This is a genomic window from Myxococcus sp. CA051A (assembly GCF_013336705.1).
GTDB lineage: Bacteria > Myxococcota > Myxococcia > Myxococcales > Myxococcaceae > Myxococcus > Myxococcus llanfairpwllgwyngyllgogerychwyrndrobwllllantysiliogogogochensis.
This window is the reverse complement of record NZ_JABUMS010000017.1, coordinates 23,566-44,706: the sequence shown is the minus strand read 5'-3', so window position 1 is coordinate 44,706 and position 21,141 is coordinate 23,566. Positions and strand designations below refer to the sequence as shown.

Annotated in this window: 17 protein-coding genes; 4 read left to right on the top strand and 13 right to left on the bottom strand. The window is 69.1% G+C overall.

All coding sequences use genetic code 11. The annotated features are described in order from the left end of the window. Positions 1–4: 4 nt before the first annotated feature. Positions 5–1,096 (bottom strand): isopenicillin N synthase family oxygenase, encoded by a 1,092-nt coding sequence (locus HUA74_RS35830; RefSeq protein ID WP_174458168.1) that lies wholly within the window; start codon positions 1,094–1,096, stop codon positions 5–7. 184 nt (positions 1,097–1,280) lie between these two features. Here HUA74_RS35830 and HUA74_RS35825 point away from each other — a divergent pair, with 184 nt between their 5' ends. Continuing rightward, a complete protein-coding gene (locus HUA74_RS35825; RefSeq protein WP_174458167.1) occupies positions 1,281–2,243 on the top strand; it encodes a hypothetical protein in 963 nt (320 codons plus the stop codon). Between the two features lies 1 nt (position 2,244). On the opposite strand, the gene HUA74_RS35820 is transcribed toward HUA74_RS35825, so the two are convergent. The 3 genes from HUA74_RS35820 to HUA74_RS35810 all read right to left on the bottom strand — a co-directional run bounded on the left by HUA74_RS35820 (position 2,245) and on the right by HUA74_RS35810 (position 8,244). Beyond that, positions 2,245–5,976, bottom strand: coding sequence for an ATP-binding protein (locus HUA74_RS35820; RefSeq protein ID WP_254625408.1), 3,732 nt, complete (start codon positions 5,974–5,976; stop codon positions 2,245–2,247). A gap of 227 nt (positions 5,977–6,203) precedes the next feature. Beyond that, positions 6,204–7,274 carry a virulence RhuM family protein gene (locus HUA74_RS35815; RefSeq protein WP_174458165.1) on the bottom strand — a complete coding sequence of 357 codons (1,071 nt, stop codon included), beginning with the start codon at positions 7,272–7,274 and terminating at the stop codon, positions 6,204–6,206. 148 nt (positions 7,275–7,422) lie between these two features. Beyond that, entirely contained in the window at positions 7,423–8,244 is an 822-nt protein-coding gene (locus HUA74_RS35810; RefSeq protein ID WP_174458164.1) for an NAD(P)-dependent oxidoreductase, read from the bottom strand. 131 nt (positions 8,245–8,375) lie between these two features. On the opposite strand from HUA74_RS35810, the gene HUA74_RS35805 reads away from it, so the two are divergent. Beyond that, positions 8,376–9,356: a protocatechuate 3,4-dioxygenase gene (locus tag HUA74_RS35805; protein ID WP_254625407.1), complete on the top strand. Its 981-nt coding sequence runs from the start codon at positions 8,376–8,378 to the stop codon at positions 9,354–9,356. Between the two features lie 24 nt (positions 9,357–9,380). Here the strand turns inward: HUA74_RS35805 and HUA74_RS35800 are convergent, their stop codons facing one another. After that, positions 9,381–10,271 carry a LysR family transcriptional regulator gene (locus HUA74_RS35800; protein WP_174458163.1) on the bottom strand — a complete coding sequence of 297 codons (891 nt, stop codon included), beginning with the start codon at positions 10,269–10,271 and terminating at the stop codon, positions 9,381–9,383. A 65-nt stretch (positions 10,272–10,336) separates the two neighbouring features. Between HUA74_RS35800 and HUA74_RS35795 the strand changes: the two genes are divergently transcribed. Then, on the top strand, positions 10,337–11,293 hold the full coding sequence (locus HUA74_RS35795; RefSeq protein WP_174458162.1) for an MBL fold metallo-hydrolase: 957 nt from the start codon (positions 10,337–10,339) through the stop codon (positions 11,291–11,293). A 61-nt stretch (positions 11,294–11,354) separates the two neighbouring features. On the opposite strand, the gene HUA74_RS35790 is transcribed toward HUA74_RS35795, so the two are convergent. Next, positions 11,355–12,365: a PHB depolymerase family esterase gene (locus HUA74_RS35790; protein WP_254614098.1), complete on the bottom strand. Its 1,011-nt coding sequence runs from the start codon at positions 12,363–12,365 to the stop codon at positions 11,355–11,357. A gap of 43 nt (positions 12,366–12,408) precedes the next feature. Next, complete coding sequence (locus HUA74_RS35785) at positions 12,409–13,224, bottom strand: alpha/beta fold hydrolase (protein WP_174458161.1); 816 nt, start codon at positions 13,222–13,224, stop codon at positions 12,409–12,411. A gap of 72 nt (positions 13,225–13,296) precedes the next feature. Between HUA74_RS35785 and HUA74_RS35780 the strand changes: the two genes are divergently transcribed. Beyond that, positions 13,297–13,941, top strand: a complete 645-nt coding sequence (locus HUA74_RS35780) for a TetR/AcrR family transcriptional regulator (protein WP_174458160.1) — start codon at positions 13,297–13,299, stop codon at positions 13,939–13,941. Positions 13,942–14,115: 174 nt separating this feature from the next. On the opposite strand, the gene HUA74_RS35775 is transcribed toward HUA74_RS35780, so the two are convergent. The 6 genes from HUA74_RS35775 to HUA74_RS35750 all read right to left on the bottom strand — a co-directional run bounded on the left by HUA74_RS35775 (position 14,116) and on the right by HUA74_RS35750 (position 21,038). Beyond that, entirely contained in the window at positions 14,116–15,627 is a 1,512-nt protein-coding gene (locus HUA74_RS35775) for a hypothetical protein (RefSeq protein ID WP_174458159.1), read from the bottom strand. An 86-nt stretch (positions 15,628–15,713) separates the two neighbouring features. Then, entirely contained in the window at positions 15,714–17,318 is a 1,605-nt protein-coding gene (locus HUA74_RS35770; protein ID WP_174458158.1) for a transglycosylase SLT domain-containing protein, read from the bottom strand. After that, positions 17,315–17,713, bottom strand: coding sequence for a BlaI/MecI/CopY family transcriptional regulator (locus tag HUA74_RS35765; protein WP_174458157.1), 399 nt, complete (start codon positions 17,711–17,713; stop codon positions 17,315–17,317). The genes HUA74_RS35770 and HUA74_RS35765 overlap by 4 nt, the downstream gene beginning before the upstream one ends. 64 nt (positions 17,714–17,777) lie before the next feature. After that, positions 17,778–18,113 carry a protealysin inhibitor emfourin gene (locus HUA74_RS35760; RefSeq protein ID WP_174458156.1) on the bottom strand — a complete coding sequence of 112 codons (336 nt, stop codon included), beginning with the start codon at positions 18,111–18,113 and terminating at the stop codon, positions 17,778–17,780. 3 nt (positions 18,114–18,116) lie between these two features. Then, the gene (locus tag HUA74_RS35755) at positions 18,117–19,259 is read right to left on the bottom strand and encodes a M4 family metallopeptidase (protein ID WP_174458155.1); all 1,143 of its coding nucleotides are present in this window, start codon (positions 19,257–19,259) and stop codon (positions 18,117–18,119) included. 192 nt (positions 19,260–19,451) lie between these two features. Further along, entirely contained in the window at positions 19,452–21,038 is a 1,587-nt protein-coding gene (locus tag HUA74_RS35750; protein ID WP_174458154.1) for a bifunctional 3-(3-hydroxy-phenyl)propionate/3-hydroxycinnamic acid hydroxylase, read from the bottom strand. Positions 21,039–21,141: the final 103 nt, after the last annotated feature.

Below are 21,141 nucleotides of genomic sequence, written 5' to 3'. Positions count from 1 at the left end.
CGCGTCACGCGTAGGGGTTGTAGAACTTCGCGAATGTGGCGCGGGCGAAGTCGCCGAACGTCATGCCCGGCTGGAAGGCGCCCACGCGCAGCTCCGCCGGGTCCGTGCCCTCGGGCGGACGCAGGCGCTCCTCGTTATCGGGCTGCATGAAGACGGCGAACGTCGAGCGGGAGATGTTGCGGCTCGCCGGGTGCGCCAGCGCCTGCACCGCGTGCGGTGTCGCGCGCAGCAGTCCGCCCGTGACGATTTGCGCGCTCTCTCCAATCTGGAACGCGAGGCAGTCCTTGGGGATGACGACCTTGCGCTCCTCGCCACCGCGCGTGCGCACGTAGAGCCCCGCCTCCGGGTCCGGCACCGCGATGTCCTGCCGCGTCGGCTCCGAGGCCCCGGGCTCCGCATCGAAGTACATGGCCGGACACAGCCCCGTCAGCGAACCGTGGTCACTGTGCCAGCCGCACCAGGAATCGCGCGTGCGCGGCGTCGAGTCCTCGTTGATGGCGAAGTAGTAGAGCAGCCGCGCCTTGCACGCACGGGACTCGCGGATGGTCCGCGCCAGCTGTGCATCCGGCGAGAGCCTCTCGCCCAGCCGCGCCGTCACGTACCGGTCGCACTGCGCCGCCACGAGCAACCCCACGTCCACCATCTTCCGCCCCAGGGCCTGGAAGGCCGGGCGCAGCGCGGGAAAGTCCGGGTCCGGCCACACGTTGGGGAGGTAGTTCTCCGGGTACTTCTCCACCAGCGACGCATCCACCTGGGGCGAGTCGTACTGGGGATTGTTGTAGTAGGAGCCCTTGAACTCGTCGAACTGGCCAGGCTTGAGCACTTCCTTGCCGTGGCTCCAGCCGAAGGAATAGCTGCTGCGCTCGTGGACGTAGCGGTCCTTCACGTCATTGGGCAGCGCGGCGAACCGGAAGCCCAACGGCAACAACCCCTGCCGCAGCTCCACCAGCCCGGGGATGCCCCGGACGATGAGCAGGCCAATGCCGTCATACCCATACGCGCGCTCGATGTCGGCGGACAGGTCCGCGCCGGCCACCAGCTTCGCGTAATCGAGAACCACCACTCCGTCCTTCGCTCCCGCCACATCGCTGCTCATCCCGAACGCCTCGTCTCTTCTCCCCGGACCGCGTGGAAGGGGGGCGACGCGCGCCGTGCCCTTCCAGGGCCATGCGGAGGGCCCCAGCATAGCCGAGTCCCCGCGCGCGAGGACGGCGACGAAGCCCCCGGCCGGTGCACAATGGGGGCAAGCGTCTCCGGCTCCCTGTCCTGAAGGAAGAACCATGGCCTCCGCGAACAATCCCTCCCAGCTCGGCATCACCCTCTGCGCCGTCTCCTACCTGGGCCAGTTCGACTCGAACTCCAAGCGCTACACCCTGATGAACGAGGCCCTGTCCGCCACCCTCACGGAGGGCTGGCAGGTGACGTGGGGCCCGGCGACACACGGCGAGGACCTGGTCTACGTCGCCGCCAACACGAGCGGCGACTGCGCGGTGGTGGTGCGCGGCACCCTGTTCGACCGCATCGAGGACCTGCTCCAGGACAAGAACATCAACCCCCAGGAGCCCCTGCCCTTCACCGCGCCGTCGTTTCCCGCCGATGCGGCCATCTCCAAGGGCGCCGTGGAGGTGTGGAAGAACGTCGTGGCCATGTCCTCGTCCGTGGGCCCCGGCGGCGGCGCGCTGCTGACGTTCCTCCAGGGGCTGCCCCAGGGAACGTCGCTGCTCGTCACCGGGCACAGCCTGGGGGGACAGGTGGCCACCGTGCTGGCCGCGTGGCTCCAGGGCGCGCTGACGAACGTGTCCGTGCTCCCCGTCACCTTCGCCGCGCCCACCGCGGGCAATCCCGCCTTCGCCGAGGCCTTCGACGCCGCCTTCCCGGAGGCCCAGCGCTACTACAACGCGCTCGACGTGGTGCCGCGCGCGTGGACCGAGGAAGGGCTGACGTCCATCATGTCCCTGTACCCCGGCGGCCCCGCGTGTGGCCTGCTGTGCAAGGCGGCCGTCGACGCCGCGCTGAGGACCCTCCGGGACAACGCGCTGACGTACCAGCAGCCCACGACCGGCACGGAGCTGCTCGGAACCGTCTACTCGGTGAGCGGCTTCGGCGCCTTCGAGGACGAGGTCAACGACCAGCACCGCGCCCTCTATTACATGTTCCTGCTCGACATCCCGGTGAGCACCATCCACTCGCTCAATGCCACCTGGGCACCGCCGCCGAGCGAGGCCGCGCGCTCGGCGGGGTGAGTCAATTGGAGCGGGCCGAGTTCAGGCGCTTGAGCAACGAGCCCAGGGTGGCGAAGTCGATGGGCTTCACCAGGTGCGCGTCGAAGCCCGCCTCCTTCGAGCGCTGCCGGTCCGACTCCTGGCCATACCCCGTCACCGCGATGAGCTGGAGGCCCCCGTCCGGGCGCTGGGTGCGCAGGTTGCGCGCCAGCTCGTAGCCGTCCATGACGGGCAGGCCGATATCCAGCAGCGCCAGCTCCGGGCAGAAGGACGGCGCCACCTGGAGCGCGCTCGGGCCGTCGTAGGTGACGCGCGTCTCGCAGCCCAGCATGTCCAGGGCCTCGGCGAGTACGTCCGCCGCGTCGCGGTTGTCGTCGACAATCAGCACGCGGTGCGGCATCGGCACGACCTCCTGCGCCGCGACCGCGGAGGCCACGCTCGCCTCGGCGGGCAGGGCCTCCAGCGCGGGCAGTCTCACGGTGAACGTGCTGCCCTGTCCCCGGCCATCACTGCTCGCCTGAATGGTGCCGTCGTGCTGGGCCGCCAGGCTCCGGGCAATCGCGAGCCCCAGTCCCAGTCCGCCCTGCGAGCGGTCCAGCTCCTGCCGCTCCTGGAAGAAGAGGTCGAAGATGCGCGGCAGCATCTCCGGGGTGATGCCGCTGCCGTTGTCCTGGACGGAGGCCACCACCTCCGAACCCTCTCGCGTCCCGGTGATGGTGATGCGCCCACCGGGCTCCGTGTACTTCGCCGCGTTCGTCAGGAGGTTGGAGAACACCTGCCCCAGTCGCGTCGCGTCGGCGTCCAGCAACAGGCCATGGCGAGGCAGCTCCACCACCAGGTGGTGGCCGCGCTCCTCCAGGAGCGGACTGGACTGCTCGATGGCCTTCGCAACCACCTCCGCCAGCTCCACGCGCTCACGGCGAAGGACCAGCTTGCCCCGCGTCACGCGGGACACGTCGAGCAGGTCGTCCACCAGTCGCACCAGGTGATGCACCTGTCGCTCGATGACGGTGCGCTCGCGCTCCGCGCCGTCACCGCCGCGCAGCCGCATCAGCTGGAGCGCGGTGAGGATGGGCGCCAGCGGATTGCGCAGCTCATGGCCGAGCATCGCCAGGAACTCGTCCTTTGCGCGGCTGCCCGCCTCCGCCTCGCGGCGCGCGTTGGACAGGTCCGTCACGTCGAAGGCCACCACGACGATGGAGTCCACCCGGCCCTCGTCGTCCAGCATCGGCTGGTAGACGAAGTCGAAGAACACCTCGCGCGGAGGGCCCCCCTCACCGGAGACCATCATCAGTCGCAGCGAACGGCCGATGTACGGCTCGCCCGTGGCGATGACCCTGTCCAGCAGCTCGAAGATGCCCTGGCCCGCCAGCTCCGGCAGCGCCTTCGCGATGGGCTGGCCGACGACGGGGCGGTTGGCGACGAGCCGCAGGTAACCCGCGTTGGCGAACTCGAAGATGTGCTCGGGCCCCTTCAGGATGCAGATGCCCACCGGCGCGTACGTGAAGACGCGCGTCAGGAGCCGGGCATGGGCCTCCTGGATGGACCGCAACCGCGCCTTGGTGAGCTGCGTCTCCACCCGCGCCATCAACTCGCGCGCGGAGAAGGGCTTCACCAGGTAGTCGTCGGCGCCGGCGCGCAGACCCTCGATGCGAGCCTCCTCACCCGCTCGCGCGGAGAGGACGGTGACGGGCACTCCGCGCGTCCGCTCGTCGGCGCGCAGCTCGCGCAGCAGGCCGAAGCCATCCAGCCCCGGCATCATCACGTCCGTCAGCACCAGGTCTGGAGGTCGGGCGCGCGCGGACTCCAGCGCCGCGAGGCCGTCCGCCACCGCTTCCACTTCCCAGGTCCGCGAGAGCAGCGACGTCAGGTACTCGCGCATGTCGGCGTTGTCGTCCGCCAGCAGGATGCGCGCGCCCTTGGCGACGTTCTGCGCCGAGGAGACCTCGGCCCCCAGCTCCAGCGACTCCACCTCCAGCCCGCCTGGCAGCCAGCGCAAGGCCTCGTTCACATAGGGCGCGGCGCCCAGCGCCGTGACGGCCCGCGAGTCACGAGCACCGACGTGCGCCTTCGGCAGATGGTCCGCGCCGGAGGGGATGCGCAGGGTGAACGTGGTGCCCTTGCCTTCCGTGCTCGTCACGCCGAGCGTGCCGCCATGGAGGCGGACCAGCTCGTGTACGAGCGCCAGGCCGATGCCGGAGCCCTCATGCGTGCGCGCGCGTGCGCCCTGGACGCGGTGGAAGCGCTCGAAGACGCGGGGCAGCTCCTGCTCCGGAATGCCGATGCCCGTGTCGGAGACCTGGAGCTCGACCTGACCATTCGTCCACCGCTGCGAGATGCGGATGGTCCCCTCGAAGGTGAACTTCAGCGCGTTGGAGAGGAGGTTGAGGACAATCTTCTCCCACATGTCCTGGTCGACGTAGACGTCCTCGGGCAGCGGCGCGCAGTCGACGTCGAAGCGCAGGCCCGCGCGCTCTATCGCGGAGCGGAACGCGCTCGCGAGGCCCGCGGTGAGGGCGGGCAGGTCCACCGGCTCGTAGTGGGCCTGGATGCGCCCCGCCTCCAGACGGGAGAAGTCGAGCAGGGAGTTGACCAGCTTCAAGAGCCGCAGCGAGTTGCGGTGAACCGTCTCCAGCGGCTCGCCGGAGAGGGCGCGTGAGGGCGAGGCCAGCGCGTCCTCGGTGGGGCCGAGCATCAGCGTCAGCGGCGTGCGGAACTCATGGCTGACGTTGTTGAAGAAGGCCGTCTTGGAGCGGTCGATGGCCGCGAGGGCCTCGGCGCGCTGACGCTCCTCGTCGTAGGCGCGGGCATTGGCGATGGCCGTCACCACCGGGTCCGCGGTGAGGCGGAAGAGGCCCAGGTAGCGGTCATCCAGGACGCGGCGCGGGCTGACGCCGGCCACCAGGAATCCATACGGATGTGGCTGCCCGGAGCGCGCCAGCGGCAGCACCACCGCGCGCGTCGGCGCCGTTCCCCAGCGGCCCATGGGGAGGTCCCCGAAGCGCGAGGCCAGGTCATCGACGAGGACCTCCCGTCCGGTGCGCGCCGCTTCCACGAAGGGCCAGCAGCCGTCGGGGTCCGTCACGCCGTTGAAGGCGCAGTGCGCGGGCTTCGCGGAGCCCGCGTAGCCCTCCATGCCGCTGGAGCCCACGCACCGGACCTCGGTGCCGGCATCGTCGAGCAGGTAGAGCAGCGTGAAGGGCAGGTCCTGGTCGTAGCCGGAGAAGATGGACGCGGCGGTCTGACAGGCCTCCTCGGCCGTCTTCGCGGCGGCGGAGCTGGTGGCCAGCTCGCCCAGCATCTTGAGCTGGCGGTTGTCCTGCACCTGCTCGGTGGTTTCCTGCACCGTGACGAGGACACCGCCGACCTGGCCGGCTTCGTCATACACGGGGCTGTACGAGAAGGTGTGGAACGTCTCCTCGATGAAGCCTCGGCTGCTGATGAAGAGCGGAAGGTGCTCGCTCCATGTCGCGGGTCCGCCCTTCAGCACGCCTTGGGCCATGGGGCCGATGACGTCCCAGATTTCAGCCCAGACAACGGAGGCGGGAGCGCCCAGCGAGCCTGGGTGCTTCAGGCCGAGCACGGGCCGGTAACCGTCGTTGTAGATTTGAAGCATCTGGGGTCCCCACCACAGCAGCATGGGGAAGCGGTTGCCCAGGACGACGCCCACCATCGTCTTCAGGCTCGTGGGCCAGCCGGAGAGGGGGCCTAGCGGTGTCGCGGACCAGTCCTTGGAGCGGACCAACTCCGCCATCTCGCCGGCTCCGCCGAGGTGCCCTTCCTGGAATGCCGTGGCTCGCTGTTTGGGGAAGTCCGGCGCGGACATCAGTGCTCGTTCGGAAGAATGGAAGTGACCTGGGCTTCTAGTGTCGCGTCCACAAGCACGCAATCACTGCCGCATGGAGCCTCTTCTCCCGAACATTTTACCGGTGGTCCGCCCACCCCCGGGGCAGGCGGGCTCGCCGCCCGGGAGCAGCCGACTCATGGCTTCTTGCCTCGGCCCCCTGTCCTGGATTCGAGCTGCTTCGTCTTCTCCACGGCCCGGTCGAAGTCGGAAGTCGGCAGGTTCGACTCCAGCTTCCGTTGGTTCTCGCGATACCGGTCGAACTCGGATTCCGCGTGGGCCGTCGCCAGCTCGTGACTGACTTGCCCCGCGTGGGACAGGACGTCCCGCTCGTTGAACTGGAGGAAGCCATCCAGCTTCGCCACCCAGCTCTCCATCGTCATGGGGCGCCGGCGGCGGGCCTGGTCCTCCGCGTAGTCCAGATACATCGTGACGACACGGCTGAGTTCTCGCAGCTCGGGCTCCGTGAGGTAGTTCTTCGCCACCGTGACATCCGCTTTCCGGATGGGTCCTTCGGGAGCGTGCTTCCAGGTCGCGAGTCCCATGTGGGGCTGACTCGCGTCGGCGCGCTCTCGAATCAGCTCCGCGGCGGTGTGGCCATGAATGGCCCAGTGCAGCTTGTTCTGCACCGTCGCATAGAACGTCTGGGTGATATCCGATTGGGCGTCATAGTCGACGCTGCACTGGGCGTAGATGTCGGTCAGCTTTTGATAGAACCGACGCTCCGACGCTCGAATCTCCCGGATTCGCTCCAGGAGTTCGTCGAAGTAGTCCTCTCCCAACGAGGCGGCGGACTGGAGGCGGGCATCGTCGAGCACGAAGCCCTTCACCAGGTACTCGTCCAGCAGGGCCGTGGCCCACTTCCGGAACCGCGTCCCCTGAGTGGAGCGGACCCGGTAGCCGACCGCGAGAATCGCGGGCAGGCAGTAGTGCTCCACCAGCCTCGCGACTTCCCGGGTACCCTCCATTTGAACTATCCGGAATTTCCGGAGGGTTGCCACCGGGTCGAGCTCTCCCTCCTCGTAGATGTTCTGGAGGTGCTCGTTGACGGTTCGCACGTCCTTGCCGAAAAGCTCGGCCAGTTGCTTCTGGGTCAGCCAGACGGTGCCCTCGACGAGCCGCACGTGGACCTTCGAGACACCATCCTCACCCACGTAGACCAGGAACTCTCCCGGACCGGGCCCTCCCTGTTTGGCGTCACCGCTCATCCTGGCGGCTCCTCGCGACACTCGACGTCACACCCTGCTCGGACTCCCACGCCATCTCGCCACCCTCCTCGCCTTGGGCCCTTGCCGGAATACTCAACGCACGGCCCACGCTCCCGAACCGGAAGCATGGGCCGTACCAATCCACCCCTCAGAGGAAGTAGTCGGGGAACAACTCCGCGCCGGGCACGGATTGATACGTGTCGAAGTTCGTCACGCCGTCGGCGCGCAGGACGTCCTCGTCGATGCAGAAGTTGCCGGTGAAGCTCTTGCTCGGCTTGGTGAGGATGGCGTACGCGGCGTCGGCCATGATGTCCGGCGAGCGGCTGCCGCGAATCGTCTCCTCACCGCCCAGCAGGTTCTGCACCGCCGCCGTCGCGATGACCGTGCGCGGCCACAGCGCATTCACCGCGATTCCATCCGGGCGCAGCTCGTCCGCCATGCCCAGCACACACATGCTCATGCCGTACTTCGCCATCGTGTACGCGACGTGCGGCGAGAACCAGCGCGCCTCCATGTTCAGCGGCGGCGAGTTGTTGAGGATGTGCGGATTGCTGGAGCGCTTGAGGTGCGGAATACACGCCTGCGAGCAGGCGAACGTCCCGCGCGTATTGATGCCATGCATCAGGTCATAGCGCTTCATCGGCGTGTCCTCCGTGCCGGTGAGGCTGATGGCGCTCGCGTTGTTGATGAGGATGTCGATGCCGCCGAACGTCTCCACCGCCTTCGCCACCGCCGCGGCAATCTGCTTCTCGTCGCGGATGTCCACCGCGAAGGGGAGCGCCCGACCGCCCGCCTTCTCGATTTCCTCCGCGGCCGTGTAGATGGTGCCCGGCAGCTTGGGGTGCGGCTCCGTCGTCTTCGCGGCGATGACGATGTTGGCGCCGTCGCGCGCCGCCCGGAGGGCCATCGCCTTGCCGATTCCTCGGCTGGCCCCGGTGATGAAAAGCGTCTTCCCCTTGAGTGTCGTCATGCGGCCGGTCTCCGTGGGTGGCACGTAAGGTCTGCTTAAGAACTCCCTGGGTATAGCGATTCTCGGGCCCGAGAACACGGGCGACATGGACCGGACCTCCCCACTCGCACCGGCCCAGGAGAGGACTCGCGATGAGCGACCAGGACAGGAAGGACACCCTCACCTCGGTGATGTCCCGCCGAAGGGTGCTGCGCGGCATGGGCCTGACGCTGGCGGCGATACCGCTGGTGCAGGTGCTCGCCTGTGGCGCGGACGACTCGGGCACCCCGGGAACCGGGGGAGACACCGACTCCGGAACGAACACCGACGCGGGCACCACCGCCACCGACTGGGCCACCGGCGGCACCGCGGTGATGGCGGGCACCTACGCCAACCCCTTCACGGACGAAGCGGGCACCACCTGCGCCCTCACCTGCGCGGCCACCCTGGGCCCCTGCTATGCGCGGACGCTGGTCCGCAAGGACATCAGCGAGGGCCACGACGGCCTGCCCGTGCGGCTGGCCTTCCGCGTGCTGAACGAGGCGTGCGAGCCCATCCAGGGCGCCTCCGTCGACATCTGGCACGCCGCGCCGGAGGGCCTCTACTCGGGCGAGGACGCCAGCACCTTCTGCACCTCGGACGACCCGACGGCCACGTCCGCCCGGTGGTTCCGAGGCGTGCAGGTGACGGACGCCGACGGCCGCGCCGACTTCGATACCTGCTTCCCTGGCTGGTACAGCAGCCGCACCGTCCACATCCACTTCACCATTCGCGTGGGCGAGGCGGAGTACGTGACGTCGCAGCTCTTCTTCGACGACGCGCTCAACGACGACGTCATCAACCACCAGCCGCTCTACAACACGCGCGGACCGCGAGACACGACGAACGCCAACGACAACGTCGTGTCCGCCGAGTCCGTGGGCAACTACCTCTTCCAGACCTCACGCCAGGCGGACGGCGCCATGCTCGCGTGGAAGACGCTCATCATCCGCTCCTCGCTGGACACCGCGCAGTGCCAGATTCCAGGAGGCGGCGGAGGCGGTGGTGGTCCGGGCGGGCCTCCGCCGGGTGGCGACGGAGGCCCCGGTGGCCCTCCGCCGGGTTGGGACGGCGGCATGCCCCCCATGCCTTGAGCCCGCGTCTCCGAGCGCGCGAAGTCAGCGCGACTTCGCGCGCTCCAGCTCCTCCACCAACAGCTCCGACACCTTGCGCACGCGAGGAATCTCCAGGGCCGACTTCGCGCAGATGAGGTGGAGCTGGCTCTTCTTGTAGGGCCCCAGGTCGATGTCGAGCGGCACCAGGTTGCGCTCCCGCTGCTGGCTGAAGCGGTGCGTGACATGGCCCAGCGCAATCGCGCCCACGCCCGCCTCCGCCGCCGCCAGCAGCACCAGGAAGTTGTCCGCGGTGAAGACGGGGGCGAAGTTCGGGATGAGCGACTCCAACTGGGGATTGGGCGACATCGCCTCGAATGGCGGAGCCCACGCCACCCAGGGCAATTCCTGGAGCGTCGGCCGCTTCGGCAGCGTCGCCTTGAGCGACTTGGAGACGAGGACGGCGGTCTCCACTTCCAACGTGTACACGCGGGTGAGGTCCGCGTTCCTCGTGGACCGCGTGCGCAGCGCGAGGTCCGCCTCCCCGCGCCCCAGGTCCGCGTAGTTCACCGACGACTGCACCTCCAGCCGCAGCCCCGGGTGCTTGCGCGCCACGTGGCCCGCGAAGGGCGCCAGGAAGTCGAAGCTCACGAAGGGGCTCGCCGTCACGCGCACCAACCCCTGGGGCGAGGAGTCGGCCGACTCGGCGGCGCGCTGGAGCTCTCCGGCCCACTCCGCCATCTTCCTCGCGGGCTGCAGCAGCCGCTCCCCCGCCGACGTCAGCGCCGCGCCGTCCACGCTCCGCCGGAACAGCTTCGCCCCCACCTCGTACTCGAGCGCCGCCAGCCTGCGACTCACCGTCGGCTGGCCGATGCGCAGCCGCTTCGCCGCCGCGCTGAAGCTGCCCGTCTCCGCGATGGCCAGGAACAGCCGCGCGTCATCCCACGGAATATCCATATTTGGATGGCTTCATACCAAAATGGCCATTTCCCATGCATCAACGCATCGATACCTTGGCGCTCATGAAGAACGTCAAGCGCATCACCCTCTCCGTCCTCGCCGTCCTCGTCCTCGGTGCGGTCATCCTCGGAGTCGTCGGCGTGGCGGCCACCTCGCACCCCCACCAGCGCTCGGCGCTCGGCGCGGCGCGGCCCGCGAATGACCTGCTCGCGGTGCTGGACGAGCCCGGCCCCGTGGAGTTGGAGTCCGTGGCGTCCTCCGACTGGGCCGTGGCGCGCAGCGGCCTCATCAACCTGAATCACCCCACCGCGAAGGCGGCGAAGCTGGAGGACGGGGATGAGCCCATCCAGGTCTTCTTCCATGCGCTGCGCCACCCGACGAAGGGGCTCTTCATCGTCGACACCGGCATCGAGACGGCCCTGCGGGACGCGCCGGAGAAGGCGGCCATGCAAGGCATCGTCGCCAGCGCCATGAAGCTGGAGAAGCTCAAGGTTCACCAGCCGCTGGGCGAGTGGCTGGCGAAGCAGCCCCAGCCCCTGGCCGGCGTGTTCCTCACGCACCTGCACCTGGACCACCTCACCGGCATGGCCGACGTGCCCGCGGGCACCCCCGTCTACACCGGCCCGGGCGAGGCGGAGGCCCGCGCCTTCCTCAACGTGCTGATCAAGCCCAACACGGACCGCGCGCTCGCGGGCAAGGCCGCGCTGTCCGAGTGGACCTACGCCGCCGAGACGGGCGGACTCTTCGAGGGCGCGGTGGACATCTTCGGTGACGGCTCCGTGTGGGCGCTCTGGGTGCCGGGCCACACGCCGGGCAGCACCGCGTACCTGGTGCGTTCGACGAAGGGCCCCGTGCTGCTCCTGGGCGACGCCAGCCACACCCGCTGGGGCTGGGAGCACGACGTGGAGCCAGGCACCTTCACCGCCGACGCGACGCGCGGCACCGAGAGCTTCAAGAAGCTGCGCGCCTTCGCCGCCGCGCACCCGAACGTCGCGGTGCGCTTCGGCCACAAGCACTGACTCGGAAAAGGCCCGCGCTCCTCATCGACGCTCGAGGAGCGCGGGTGGAAGTCCCGCGCGGCTACGGCAGGTCGAGCGCGTGCTGCTTGAAGAAGTCCCACATGAACGTGGTGGCGTCGGGGCCGGCCGGGTCGGCGAAGGGGTAGCTCGCATTGCCTCCCGGCCACGCGTGGTCCATGCCGCGAATCTCGTACTTCTGGGCCACCAGCTCACCGCCGTAGACGTAGTCCTTCACGACGTAGGTACGGCCACCGGGGACGCTCAAGGTCCGCGTGCTCGTCGGCGTGCCCTTGACGCTGTCATTGGCCACGCCGTCATCGCCGTAGTCGCTCGTCTGGAGGAACTGCTTCACGGCCTGCTCGCCGTTGAGGGGATTGACGACGCTGTCCTCGGTGCCGTGCACCACGAGCACCGGCACCGTGCGACGCGGCCGGCCCGAGCAGACCCACGCGTCCTTCCCCTTGTCATCCGGCGAGTAGATGCTGCCGAAGAGCATGGCGAAGGCCGTGCCGGACACCGTGGTGGCCGCCTTGTACATGGCGCCCGCTCCCACCATGCCCGCGGCGAACACATCCGAGTAGCAGGACATCAGCGTCGTCGTGAGCACGCCGCCCGCGGACACGCCGCCCACGTAGACGCGGCGCGCGTCCACCGAGTAGCGCTGCTTCATCAACTCCACCATGCCGACGATGAGCGACGGCTCGCCCGTGCCGCGCTCCTGGTTGTTGCCGAGCATGAAGTTCCAGCACTGCGTCGCGTTCACGAACGTCGCCTGGTTCGGATAGAGGATGAGGAAGCCCTCCGCATCCGCCTTCTCGTTCAGGCGCGTCAGTCCCGCGAACTGGTCCGGGTTCTGGAGACAGCCGTGTAGCGCTACCAGCAGGGGGCGCGGTGTCCCCGGTTGGTAGCCAGTGGGGACCCAGAGTTGGTAGCCCCGGGCTCCCCATGCGCCCACATAGTTGCCATGGACCCACGAGCCGGCGTACGCGGGTGCTCCCGTGGAGAGCACCAGCAACACCGTGAGTACAAACAGCGACCGCGAGAGTGCGACACCACGTCGATGCATCGACATCGTCATGCCTCCTGGGTTGTGGAGCTCGGGTTCGCTGCTCGGCTCAGGCGCCGAGCGAGGTGCCGGGTGCATCGCTGCCGACGGCGCGGAGGAAGTCCTCCACGGCGTCGGTGAGCGGACCGGGCTGGTCCAGCGGAGCGGCATGGCCGGAGTCCGCCAGCACGTGGAGCCGCGCCTGGGGCAGCAGGTCCACATAGGCCTGCTTCGCGGACAGCGGCGTGTAGTCGCGCTCGGAGTGGAGCACGAGCACCGGACAGGTGACGTCCTTCAGCCGCGCCATGACGCTCCAGCCCAACAGCCCACGCGTCGCGCGCAGGTAGGCATCCGGGTCATTGGCGGAGAACGTGGCGATGGCGCGCTGACGGAGCGACTCCTGCTCCGGCTTGGGGAACAGCTTGGGCGCCAGCACCTTGGCCAGGGCCTTGGGACCCAGGAAGCGCAGGAGCGTCAGCCGCAGCGCGAAGTCGAACTTGCGGCGCACCGTGCGGGCGACGAGCTCCGGGCCGCTGTTGACGATGACCAGGCTGCGCACCAGGTCCGGCCGATCCACCGCGAGCTGGAAGCCCATCATCCCGCCCATCGACAGGCCGATGACGTGCACCTGCTTCAAGCCGAGCGCGTCGCAGAGCGCGGCCACATCCCGGGCGAAGAGCGGCACCCCGTAGGCACCAGCCGGGCGACCGCTGCGACCGTGGCCCCGCGCATCCGGGACAACGAGTCGGTAACCGTTTACCAGCCGTGGCGTTACCAGCTCCCAGTCGACTCCGGAGGAGCCAAGCCCGTGAAGCAGCAACACAGGAATGCCCTGACCCGACTCTTCGTAGTGGAGAGTGAAGCCTTCGAGCTGCAACGTGGACATCCTCGAACTCCAGGCGCGGAAGTAACGTTGGCCCACCCTATCTGAACGAACGTTCGTTTAACAAGAACCCACATGAGCACACCCACTCGCTCTCGGCTCCGCGCCCAGCCGGCGAGCCTCCCGCCGTCAGCTCCGTCGGACGGCACCCGACGTCGAATCCTGGAGACGGCGCTCCAGCTCTTCGCGAGCCGCGGCTACCACGACACATCCATCCGCGATTTGGCCAAGGTGCTGGAGCTGCAGCCGAGCGCGCTGTACGCGCACTTCGCCTCGAAGGAGCACGTGCTCGCGGAGCTGGTGCGCATTGGTCATGAGGCGCACCACGAGGCGCTCCAGACGGCGCTGAAGGAATCAGCACCCGAGCCGAGGCAGCAGGTGCGAGCGCTGGTCCGCGCGCACACGCGAACGCATGCGCTGCATCCCCAGCTCGCGGTGGTGGTGAACGAGGAGCTGTACGCGTTGACGCCGGAGCTGGCCGCGCCGGCGGTGGCGCTGCGGGACAAGTCCGCCGCGCTTTTGGCGGAGGTCATCGAGCGCGGGGTGGCGCAGAAGAGCTTCTCGCCGCCCCATCCCCGCGTCACCGCCGCCGCCATCTCCGCGATGGGCGTGCGCCTGCCCTACTGGTACGAGCAAGGCGGCGCGCTCGACGTGGAGACCCTCTCGGAGCTCCACGCGGAGCTGGCGCTGCGCATGCTGGGAGATGGCGCGGCGCGGTGAGGGGACTCACGGAGGGGTCGCGTTCGCGGCCTCCACTTCCGTCTGCAACTTCTTCAGCGGCGGCACGCCCCACTTCGCGCGCTCCTCGTCCGAGACCGAGGGGTCGACCGGGGCGAGTCGCCACTTCCCGTTCACCTGCTCGCGCTGGGTTCCGTAGCGTTGCGGCTTGCCCTGCTAGGTCAACAGCCGGTCCTCGGCGGCGGCGGTGAGCCAGCGAGCCAGTCCGTCCTTCGGGTCGAGTTCCACGGCCTTGAGCAAGAGCGTGTGCGCGCGCTTGAAGTCCGCCACATCCTTGCCGTGGTGGAAGAGCAGCGCGGCGTGGAAGGAGTCCTTCGCGCTCTGGACCTTGCCCTCCTCCAGGAGCTGGCGAGCGCGGGCCAGGCGCTTCACGTCCCGGGGACCGACCACCGCCCAGTCTATCTTTGACTCATCCTGTCGGTCGTCCTGGTCATCCAGGTAGAGGCCATACAGCTCCGCGTTGGTACCGGGCGGCGCCGCGGCCATCAGGTTCGCCCTCACCTGGGCCATCAGCGGGGCCCAGCGCGCGTCCGCACGCAGGGGGGCGAGGTCCTCGTCGCGCCGGACGTGCTGCCAGTTCGAATACCCATGCTTCGCCGCGCGCTGGAGCGCGGTGATGGCCGCCGCGTCCGCGTCTTTCGCCAGGGAGTGGCAGCAGGCCTCGTTGTAGGCGTCGGACGCGGCCTTCGAGGAGTCCACCCGGGCCGCCTCGGCGAAGTGCTTCGCGCACTGCGCGAACTGCTTCGCGTCATAGGCCGCGTCGCCCTGGGCGCGCAGCGACACCGCCTGGACGTTGATGCCCGCGCCCTGCTTCGACTCCACCGCGGGCAGGGAGGCGGTGATGGCGCCCACGTGGAAGACGCCGTGATAGCCATTCTCGACAGAGGCCGCGTGTTCGACGAACGGACGCTCGCCCTTGTCCTTCCCCTTCATCGGGTATGCCGAGCACACGGCGTTCTGGCCCATACAGACCCAGGCACTGCCACCGGTGTAGCTGTTGTTCAGCGACGTCACCGGGAGCTTCGCCTGGGCGAGGTGCCAGCCCATGGGGGTGTAGTTCGCATCCCACGGCGTGCCCTTCTCGAGCCGCACATGGAGGTTGCCCGCGAGCACCAGCGTGAGGTCCTCCGCGCCCTTCGAGAGGGCGGCGAGGAGGTTCTTCGCCATCTCACCGTCCCGGTCCGCGCTCTTCGCGACGTCGAAGGCGACGACGGTGAGCTTCGCGCCGGAGCGACGCAGCTCGCGCAGCCGGCTCAACAACTGGAGCATCGCCTTGCTGCTGCGCCCATCCTGGACATCCCGCATCCAGAAGGGGCGCAGCAACAGGTCCGCCTGGCTCTTCTGGGCGTCATCCTCCGCCAGGAAGGCGTCCAGCGGGCCCTGCTCCTCCGAGGGAATCTCGAGCCCCACGCGAACCGCCAGCCCCTGGACGGACGCGTGGCACGCGACGTCGCCCACGAAGCGGGGCACCTCCTCGGTGCCATGCATCTCTCCGAAGAGGACCAGCCCACCGGGCTTGAGCAGCGCCTCGAGCCCCCGTGGCGCCTCGCCACATTCAGGCTTCACGCTGCTGGGAGCCGCGCTTCCAGAGGACGTGGAAGCACAGGCGGACAGGACACAGAACGACCAGGTGGCGAGACAGACTCCAGACACGATGCGTCTTCGCATGTGGACCCCGGGACCAGCGAGAGCGCGCACCTTATAGCGCGCCATATCGAATCCCGTGAGGCCCCGCGACACGCGGGCCCGGCACCTCAGTCCAACAGATGCGGATTGCGGACAATGAGCAGTCCGGCTTGCACGGTGGCCACGTAGTCATTGAGGTGACCACCCGCGATGAGCGCCGTCACATCGCGGCTGGCACCCTCGGTCAGTGCCTGGTCCACCTTCTTCTCACCCTGGTTGTACGCCGCGAGCGCCAATCGCCAGTCGCCATAGCGCGCATGCAAGTCAGACAGCAGGGCCGACGCGGCCTGCGTCTCACGCGCCACGTCCAGTCGCTCGTCACGCGCCGCGCTCACTTCCAACCCATAGCGACGCGCGGTCTCCGGGATGAACATCCACACGCCCGCCCCACGCATTCCGGGCGCGAGTGACGGCCGACCATCCGTCTCCGGCATGTTCGTCACCGCCGACTCCACCACCGCCACCGCCAGCAGCCCCTCGGGCAGCCCCTTCGAGCGCAGCGTCGCCGTCAGCGCGGCCCGGTGCGTCCCCAGGTTCTCCAGCGCCCGCTTCATGAACGCGCGGCCCTTGTCGGTGCCGACCAGGCGGTTGAGGTGCTCCACCACCTTCGCATCCACCACGATGGGCAAATCCCCCCGAGGCTGACTCGTCCGGGCGAGCGCCTCCGCATCGGCCTGCGTCACCGCGCGGCCACGCGCCGCGCCTTGCGCCAGGACGGCCACGGGAAGCAACAGCAGGGACAGCGCGGCGAGCAGCGCGGGGACGGCATGGGTGCGGCGGGGACGCGGCTGGAACAGCATGTGGATTCTCCTCTGCGTGGGATGAGACATGCCGGTGGCACCGGCGGGAACGGGCGGAGCGCCCGGGAGACGCAGCGCAGCCTGGAGCAGACAGCGCGCATAGGCCTGGGCCTGGGCACGGCCGCTCGCGACCAACGCCTCGTCACAGGCGAGCTCCTGCAGCGACGCGAGCCACGCCGACAACCCATGCGCCGCCGGATGCCAGAAGAAGGCCCCCGTGAGCACCAGTCGCCCCAGGGCCAGGTGCGTGTCGCGCTGACGGTGGTGCTGAAGCTCATGCAGCACGGTGAGCCGGAACGACTCCGCGTCCTCCAGCAGCGCGGGAGGCACCACCACCCACGCGCACGGACGCTGTCCCCAACGAGGGAACCACGCGGAGAACGCCGGAGTCCCTTCTTCCCCGAGCACCACCACCACGCGCCCCACCGAGCGGACCCGGGGCAGCGCTTCCAGTCGACGCAACAGTCGCCCATGACGCACGAGCGCCCGCCCGATGAAGAGCCCCGCTCCAGACAACCAACCCAGTGACAACAGCATCCAGATGGACGCGGGCACGGAGGCAGTCCCACGAGCCACGGGCACGGAGACATTCGCGCCTCCCTTCCACACCGTGGAGGGAAGCCGCTCCGCCTGTCGCGCCACCGAGCGCTCGAAAGTGAACAGTGGCCCCGCGGGAGCCAGCGCCCGCGCGCCCATCGCCAGGAGCGGCAGCAGGAGCACCAGGGCCAGCGCCCCGCGCCCCACCCGCAGCGCCTGCCTCGCGGACAGCGGCCATCCCAGCCGCGTCAGGAGCGCCAGCGCCCCCCATGCGAGCAGCAACGCCACCGGCAGCAGCAGCGCCACCGCGAGATAGAAGGACACGAGGCCGCTCACGACTTGCCCGCCTTGCCCTTCAGCAGCTTGCGGATCTGCTCCACCTCGTCGGGCGCCAGCGGCACCGCCTCCACCAGTCGCGCCACGAGCGCGGACGGGGTTCCATCGAAGACGGTGTCCACCAGGTGGCGCAGGCTCTGCGCCTCATACGTCTCGCGCGGCAGCGTGGCCGAGTACAGGTGTCCCCGCCCCTGCTTGCGGCTCACCACCACGCCCTTCTGCTCCAGGATGCGCAGCACGGTGGAGACGGACGTGTACGCCAGCGCGCGCTCCGCCGGCAGCGCGGCCAGCACGTCCGCCACGCTCACCTCGCCCTGCTTCCACACGATGTGCATCAGCTCGAGCTCCACCGGCGTCAGCGGCCGGGGCGCCTCGGGCTCGGGTTGTCTGGCCATGGGTGTCCTCCGTGGCCAGCATTACTACTAAGACCTTAGTTCTTCGTCAACTAAGCCCTTAGTTCTAGTGTCCACCGCGGCGGCGCGTGGCGCGCTTCACCAGGGACAGCAGCTCGCGCAGGTGGGGGTCCTCCACGGGCTCCACCAGCTTCACGGAGTGTCGCCGCGTCCCCTCCTCCACGGTGAGGGTGTACTGGCGCTGGTCGGCGCCCCTCGAGCCGGAGCCCTCCACCACGGACGGCAGCTCATGGAAGCGCGCGTCGCGCAGCCCCTGTTCAATCGCCTCCGCCTGCTCGGCGGGAAGCTCGCCCAGCTCCACGCTCCTCGGGCGAGCGAGCCCCGGGAAGGCGGCGAGCCCTCCCTCCTGCGAGAGCTGGATGCGAACGCTGTCACGCGACACGGCTCAGGCTCCCGGCTGGACGCCACCACCACCCGGCCCCCACTGAGGGATGGACACCCTGTCGCGCGAGACGCGGATGCCCACCTCTTCCCAGGCCTCCTTCACGGCCGCCTCTTCGTTGCCCGCGCCGTACAGCCGGGTGGCGGCCATGACGGTGATGCGCGCGAAGTCGGAGAAGTTCGTGTCCGGCATGATGCGCGGGTCCCTCATGGCCTCGTACCAGATGCGTCCCGCGCGCTCCCACGCGCTGCCTCCCAGGCTCATGGCCGTCAGGCAGAACGCCCGATTGGGGATGCCTGAGTTGATGTGCACCCCGCCGTTGTCCTCCCACGTGTTCACGTAGTCGCGCATGTGTCCGGGCTGCGGGTCCTTGCCCAGCACGTCGTCGTCGAAGGCCGTCCCGGGCTCCTTCATGGACCGCAGGGCCGTGCCCTCCACCTCCTCCGCCAGCAGCCCCGCTCCGATGAGCCAGTCCGCCTGGTCCACCGTCTGGCCGAGCAGCCGCTGCTTCACCAGGGAGCCGAAGACATCCGACATCGACTCGTTCAGCGCGCCCGCCTGCCGGAAGTACCACAGCGGCCCTTCATCCTCCGTCACGCCGTGGGCGAGCTCGTGCGCGATGACATCCAGGGCGATGGTGAAGCGATTGAACAACTCACCATCCCCGTCGCCGAACACCATGCGACGCCCGTCCCAGAAGGCGTTGTCGTAGTCCCGCCCGTAATGGACATACGCCTGCAAGGGCATTCCATCCCCGTCGATGGAGTTGCGCCCGAGGATTTCCCAGAAGAAGTCATACGTGGCGCCCAGGCCCTCGAAGGCTTCATCGGCTGCGGTGTCTCCACACGGCCCCTGCCCCTCCGAGCGCACCAGCGTCCCGGGGAAGGCCTCCTCGCCCTTCAAGTCGTAGATGCTCCGCTGTCGCTGGGACTCCACCATCATCGCCGGCATCCGGCGGACCGATGACGCGGAGGCGGCCACCCGACCTCCCGCGAAGCGCAGCGCCCGGAAGGTGCTGTCCGTGGCCACGGTGTGCAGGGCCTTCACGCGCTGCTGCGGCGTGCCGTTCTCCGCGATGGAGCGCAGGAGATACGGAGGCAGGATGCAATGAATGGAATGAATGTGCCGCGTGCCGCGCGTCGTCATCGAGGTCCCCCCTCATGAGCGTCTCAGCCCTGAAGGTAGGGACCTCGGCGTCGCGTCGAGCACTCGGGCACCCACTGTCTTCCCGCGCTCCCACGCCCTGCCTGCGACGCGCGTCGCGCCACACCGCGCCCCCGTGGGACGGGGGGCCCGCGCACCCCTCGGATATCCACGAGGCGCGCGGGCGAGGGTCCGTCACACCCCCAGCGCGTCGCGCAGCTCCGGCAGGCGCTCCGCCTTCACCGCGCCGAAGACGAAGCGGTCCGGCCGCAGCACCACCACGTCCGAGTCATGGCGCGAGAACCAGTCGCCCAGCTTCCCGGTGATGTCCTCCACCGCGGGGACCTCGCTCCCGTCCGCGCCCGACGACTGGACGGCGAGCAGCCGCGCACCCAGGGCCTCCGCCAGCCCGCGCGCCGCCGCCACCTGCGCGGAGGGAGCGTTGGCCCGGCACAACACCGCGAAGTCGTTGCCGATGGCGTCGTCCAGCAGCACCTCCTTGCCGGACTGCAACCGCACCTTGGGCTGGATGAAGTACGTGCCCTCCGCAGACTCCGGGGCGTGCCCTCCGCCCAGGTAGTAGCCGCGCTCGTGCATCGGCGGCTGCTTGAACTCGAAGCCCTGGATGAAGCGGCGCACCCGGGGGATGCGCTGCAGCGCGCGCATCACCATGTCGCGCGCACCCGCCACCCAGCGGTTGCGAGCGAGGAAGAGATGGCCCACTCGCACGCACAGCTTCTGCACCGCCTCCACGTGCGGGCGACGCTCCTCCTCGTAGGTGTCCAGGAGCGACGCCGGCGCCAGGCCCCGGACGACGCGCTGAATCTTCCACGCGAGGTTGGACGCGTCGCGCATGCCGGACACCAGCCCCTGACCCATGAAGGGCGGCATGGTGTGCGCCGCGTCACCCAGCAGGAAGACGTTGCCGTCCCGCCAGCGCGCCGCGTTGAGGCAGTGGAACGTGTAGACCTGCGCGCGCTCCACGTGGACACGCTCGGGGTCGATGTAGGGCGCCAGGAGCTTCTTGATGGTCTCCGGCCGCTCCATCTCCTCGCGCGTCTCGCCCGGCATCAGCATGAACTCCCACCGGAACTGGCCCACCGCGCCCGTCGCGACGAAGGCGGGGCGCTTGGGGTCGCACACGAAGCGGCACAGCTCCGGCGCGTCACCCTCCACCGAGCCGGACACCGCCAGCCAGGGCTCCCCGTAGGCCCGCCCCGACATCTTGATGCCCAGCGCCTTGCGCACGCCGCTGCGCGCGCCGTCGCATGCCAGCAAGTAACGCCCGCGCACCGTGCGCGTCTCGCCCGTCTGCAAGAGCTGGTAGCGCACCGTCACGCCCGCCGCGTCCTGCTCCAGGCTCTCCACGCTCGCGCCCACCTGGAGCTTCACGTGGGGGAAGCGCCCCATGCCCTCGCGCAGCACCCCCTCCACCTTCGGCTGGTGGAAGAACCACAGCGGCGAGTAGCCGAAGCCGAAATCCGCCGAGCCGGTGTGCACCTCCGCGAAGCGCTTGCCCGTCTCACCCACGTATTCGGCGAACCGGTTCTCCCGCATGTCCTTCTGCAGCTCGGCGCCCAGGCCCGTGGACTGGTAGATGCGCAACGCCTCGTCATCGCAGGAGAAGGCGCGCGGCTGTCCATGCGGCGCCAGGTCCTGCTCCAGCACCAGCGTCCGCACGCCCAGGGAGCCCAGCAGATTGCATGTCAGGGCTCCCACGGGACCGCAGCCGCTGATGATGACATCAACCTCCATGTCGGCCTGCTGCTTGTCACAAACCATGAGAGCCCCCGGTCCATTCAGTCTGGAGCAATCAATAACGAATGAGGTGTGACCAGGGTGTGACCGCACGAAAGGTTTCGCAACGTCGTCCGTTCGTGACGGC